The following is a 4,149-nucleotide window of genomic DNA, read 5'->3' as shown; positions in this document are numbered from 1 at the left end:
CAAAGGGGTCAAAATTGGACGCCGATCCGGGGTCAAATTTGAACGCCGATTGACACAGGATTTCCTTGATATCGTCAGGCGCGAAGCCGCCTTCAGTAAGCGCCGCGCGCACATGCATCCGAAATTCGTCCCATTGCCCCAGTGCCAGCATGGTGCCGATCACCAGCACGCGGCGCGTACGTTCGTCGAAATGCGGCCGGGTCCAGATTTCGCTCCATGCGTAGCGGGTGATGAGATCGAGAAATTCGGCATTGAATGCGGTTTTGCCTGCGGTGGATTTATCGACCCAGGCATTGCCGAGTACCTTGCGCCGTTGCGCGGTGCCTTTGTCGCGGTGTAGATCGTCGTCCATCGGATTGTTCTCAGCGTTGGGTTAGGAAGCCGACCACGGCCTCGGTGAAGTTGTGCGGTTGCTCGATATTCGAGATATGCGCCGCATCGAGCAGGGTCATGCTTGCATTCGGAATATGGCCGCGAATGAAGACACTTGCTTCCACCGGCGTTGCCGCGTCGTGCTGTCCGGCGATCACCAGGGTTTGGGCCTTGATGCGCGGGAGGAAATCGCGCTGATCGAGTTTGCTCAAGGCTTCGCAGCAGGCGATGTAACCCTGCTGCGGGGTGGCGATCAGCATAGCTTTCAGGCGGGCTACGATTTGCGGTTCACGCTCACGGAAATCCGCCGTGAGCCACGCGGCGATCACGGTATCGGCGATGGATGCAATGCGGCCTTCATTGACCGCCTTGATACGATTCAGCCAGTTGGTCGGGTCGGGATAATAGCAAGCCGTGTTGGCGAGGATCAGTTTCTCGACCCGATCCGGCGCGTTGGCCCCGAGCCATTGCCCGACCATGGCGCCCATCGACAATCCGCACCAGTGCACTTTCTCGATGTTGAGATCGTCGAGAATCGCCAGTACGTCCTTGCCGAAGCGTTCCATCGAATAGGGGCCAGCGGGAACGCCGGACTTACCGTGGCCGCGGCGGTCGTAACGGACCACGCGGTATAGCGTTGTCAGCGCCGCCATTTGCGGCTCCCACATTTGCATCGTTGCGCCGAGCGAATTCGACAGCATGATGGTCGGTCCGCCGTCGCGGCCTTCGACCGAGACGTTGAGCAGACATCCGTCGGCGTCGATCATGGGCATGGGACTTTTCCTCGTTTTTATGTGTCTTGCGATGCAAGCAGCCGGTCGATCAGCGCCTGCGATGACCCCTGATAGGACATCGGCTCGAACAGGCTATCGAGTTTGCCGGCATTGAGATGGGCCGTTACGCGCGCGTCCTTGCCCAGAATGTCGCGAAGATGCTGTCTGGTCTCGATGGCCTTGCGGCTTGCGGCTTCGACGATGTGGTGGGCTTCGCTCTTGCCCACCTTTTCCGCCAGCGCCATCGACACGGCTTCAGCCCGTGCGTCGAATCAAGATTAGCGCGCATGCGCGCGGTATCGACCTCAAGTCCTTCGGCAATCTCGGTAATGGCAGCGAGCGCCCCGGAAGTAATAAGCATCAACATCGGTAACGTCGGCCATTCGGCATGCCACGGTCCGGCGCTGCGCTCGTGATCCTGCACCTGCGCCGCGAAAATCGTCGCCGCGAGATTGGGCGCCATGGCCGCTGCAGCGAGCGCGGTGGCGGCAGCGACCGGGTTGCGCTTGTGCGGCAGGGTCGATGAGCCGCCTCGGCCTTCGCCGGCAGGCTCAAATGCTTCCGCGACGTCGGTCTGCATCAGCAGCGAAATGTCGCGCGCGATCTTGCCGCAGGTGCAGGCGAGAATTGCGAACGATGACGCAATCTCCGCGATGCGGTCGCGGTGGGTGTGCCATGGCGCGTCTGGCAGGGCGCTCGACAGCATGGGTGCCAGCAGGGGCGAAAGGGATGTGCTCATGTTCACTCTTGATGCCACTCAAAACCGTGATCATCAAGGGATGACCTGGACCTTCCCCGCATTATGGAAAGATAACCAGATCTCGTATCTTCAGCTAAGCGTGAGAATCTCATCAAGAACGGGACGGAGATAGCTGCGGAAGTGGGGGTAATTCTCGGACATCGGAAAGTGACCCAACTTGGTCATTACCGTAAACGATTCCGCGATTCCGTTTCTGGAACGCTAAAGACACTAACCTCAAAGCAGGTTTTATGCATCCGCGCGCTCGCTCCCACGGAGGGGGCGCGTGCAATGCGGCTTGACACATCGGCTGTCAAATAAGATTGTCCATGTAAATGAATTATAAATTCATCTAGCGAATTACGGAGAAAACAGTGCGCAAGGTCACACTAAGCATCGTCGCAGCTCTTATTGTGCAGACGGCCCCTGGTCTGTCCGCGCCGCAATAGGACCCGGAGTCACGGATAAGGAAATCAAGCTTGGCCAGACGATGCCGTATAGCGGACCGGCGTCCGCGTTTGGCGCATATGGCCGCACGATGGCTGGCTATATGGCGATGATCAATGCGCGCGGTGGGATCAACGGCCGCAAGATCAATTTGATCTCTCTCGACGATGCTTTCAGTCCGCCGAAGACAGTTGAGCAAACCCGGCGGCTGGTTGAGGGAGATGAAGTCTTGGCCATTGTCGGGCAAATGGGAACGCCGACGAGCATGGCGGCGTCGCGTTACTTGAATGGCAAGAAGGTGCCGCAACTCTTCATATCATCCGGCAGTCCGAAACTCGACGATGCGAAAAGCTTGCCGTGGACGACGATTTTTTATGCGTCTCAGGCGGTAGAAGGCAGAATCTACGGCCGTTACCTTCTTCAAAACAAGCCGAATGCGAAGCTCGGCATTCTTTATCAGAATGATGACTACGGCCGTGGATACGTCGCGGCACTGAAAGAGCAGTTGGGCGAAAAAGCTGCGACGATGATCGTGAAGGAAATTCCGTACGAGCTGACGGAGCCGACAGTCGATTCTGCGATTGTCTCTCTGAAGGCAAGCGGAGCCGACACCTTCTTCAATGCGTCGACTCCTAAATTTGTAGCTCAGGCTATCCGTAAAGCTCATGAGATCGGCTGGAAGCCCCTTCACATCGTGCTGACCGCGGGAGCGCAGATTTCATCCACATTGAAGCCAGCCGGCATCGAAGCATCGACCGGAGTCGTGACATCGATTTGGCTGAAAAGCGTCGACGATCCCGTGTGGGCGAACGATAAGGGAGTTCAGGACTTTGTTTCCTTCATGAAGGAGTGGGCGCCTAACGAATCGGTCACCGACACCATGAATGGCCTCGGATACTCGACTGCTCAACTCATAATCCACGTTCTGGAAAAATGCGGGGACGATCTAACCCGTGAGAACATCATGAAGCAGGCTTCAAATCTTAAGGACTTGCAGCTTCCGCTTTTCATTCCCGGCGTCACCATCAACACGTCGCCCGACCAGCGGACGCCATGGCGCTCCGCACAAGTCGTTCGCTTCGACGGAGCCGGTTGGGATCCTCTGGGATCATTGGTTTCAGTGTCTGATCTGAAGTGAGTTCATCCGCGGGACGGCTCACAAGCCTTTCTTGTTGGATTGTCCGTCGTCAGATAATTTGAGACTGATCAGGCAATTCGAGAAGGGAGGCTCTGGCTCATCAGGGGTTAGAGTTTAAGCGACCTGCAGCTGATGCTGCAAGCGGCGGTTTGCGATGGTGGCACGCTTGATACGTTGCCGCTCGGCGAGGATTGTCTCGGCCCTGCCGAAGTAGACGTCGGCCGGGGTGAGGTTGCCGATGCTCTCGTGATAGCGAACATGGTTATAATGCTCGACGAAGGCGTCGATCTGCCGTTCGAGATCACCGGGCAGATAGTAGTTGTCGAGCAGAATGCGGTTCTTCAGGGTTTGATGCCAGCGCTCGATCTTTCCCTGGGTTTGCGGGTGATACGGGGCTCCGCGCACATGCTCCATGCCTTTGTCCTCGAGCCAATCGGCCAGGTCGCTTGCGACATAGGATGAACCATTGTCCGAGAGAAGCCTTGGCCGGTGCACGACGGTGGCGTGGTCAAGACCCGATACCGCGAGCGCCTGGTCGAGCGTCGCCGTGACGTCGGAGGCACACATGGTGGCGCAGAGCTTCCAGGCCACAATGTAGCGCGAGAAGTCATCGAGCACGGTCGAGAGATAATACCATCCCCAGCCGGTGATCTTGAGGTAGGTGAAGTCGGTCTGCCAGA

Annotated in this window: 4 protein-coding genes and 1 pseudogene; 1 reads left to right on the top strand and 4 read right to left on the bottom strand. The window is 57.7% G+C overall.

What is annotated here, in order from left to right:
* From ACEK02_RS26420 to ACEK02_RS26410, 3 genes and pseudogenes are all read right to left on the bottom strand, one after another.
* Positions 1-352, bottom strand: a 352-nt coding sequence (locus tag ACEK02_RS26420; RefSeq protein ID WP_371424462.1) for a carboxymuconolactone decarboxylase family protein, incomplete at its 3' end; no start/stop codon positions are given.
* A gap of 10 nt (positions 353-362) precedes the next feature.
* Positions 363-1,145 carry a 3-oxoadipate enol-lactonase gene (gene pcaD / locus ACEK02_RS26415; protein WP_371424461.1) on the bottom strand — a complete coding sequence of 261 codons (783 nt, stop codon included), beginning with the start codon at positions 1,143-1,145 and terminating at the stop codon, positions 363-365.
* A gap of 17 nt (positions 1,146-1,162) precedes the next feature.
* A pseudogene (locus ACEK02_RS26410) lies at positions 1,163-1,842 on the bottom strand (lyase family protein); the annotation flags it as partial.
* Positions 1,843-2,230: 388 nt separating this feature from the next.
* Here ACEK02_RS26410 and ACEK02_RS26405 point away from each other — a divergent pair.
* Positions 2,231-3,469, top strand: a complete 1,239-nt coding sequence (locus ACEK02_RS26405; protein ID WP_371424463.1) for an ABC transporter substrate-binding protein — start codon at positions 2,231-2,233, stop codon at positions 3,467-3,469.
* 114 nt (positions 3,470-3,583) lie between these two features.
* Here the strand turns inward: ACEK02_RS26405 and ACEK02_RS26400 are convergent.
* On the bottom strand, positions 3,584-4,149 hold a 566-nt coding region (locus ACEK02_RS26400; RefSeq protein WP_371424460.1), incomplete at its 5' end, for a transposase.

Source organism: Tardiphaga sp., assembly GCF_041424195.1.
In the GTDB taxonomy this organism is placed as follows: domain Bacteria; phylum Pseudomonadota; class Alphaproteobacteria; order Rhizobiales; family Xanthobacteraceae; genus Tardiphaga.
This window is presented reverse-complemented; position numbering and strand designations above follow the sequence as displayed.

What these genes read in the sequence shown, in the direction of transcription:
- pcaD (WP_371424461.1), bottom strand. Translation starts at nt 1,145, where the DNA reads ATGCCCATGATCGACGCCGACGGATGTCTGCTCAACGTCTCGGTCGAA.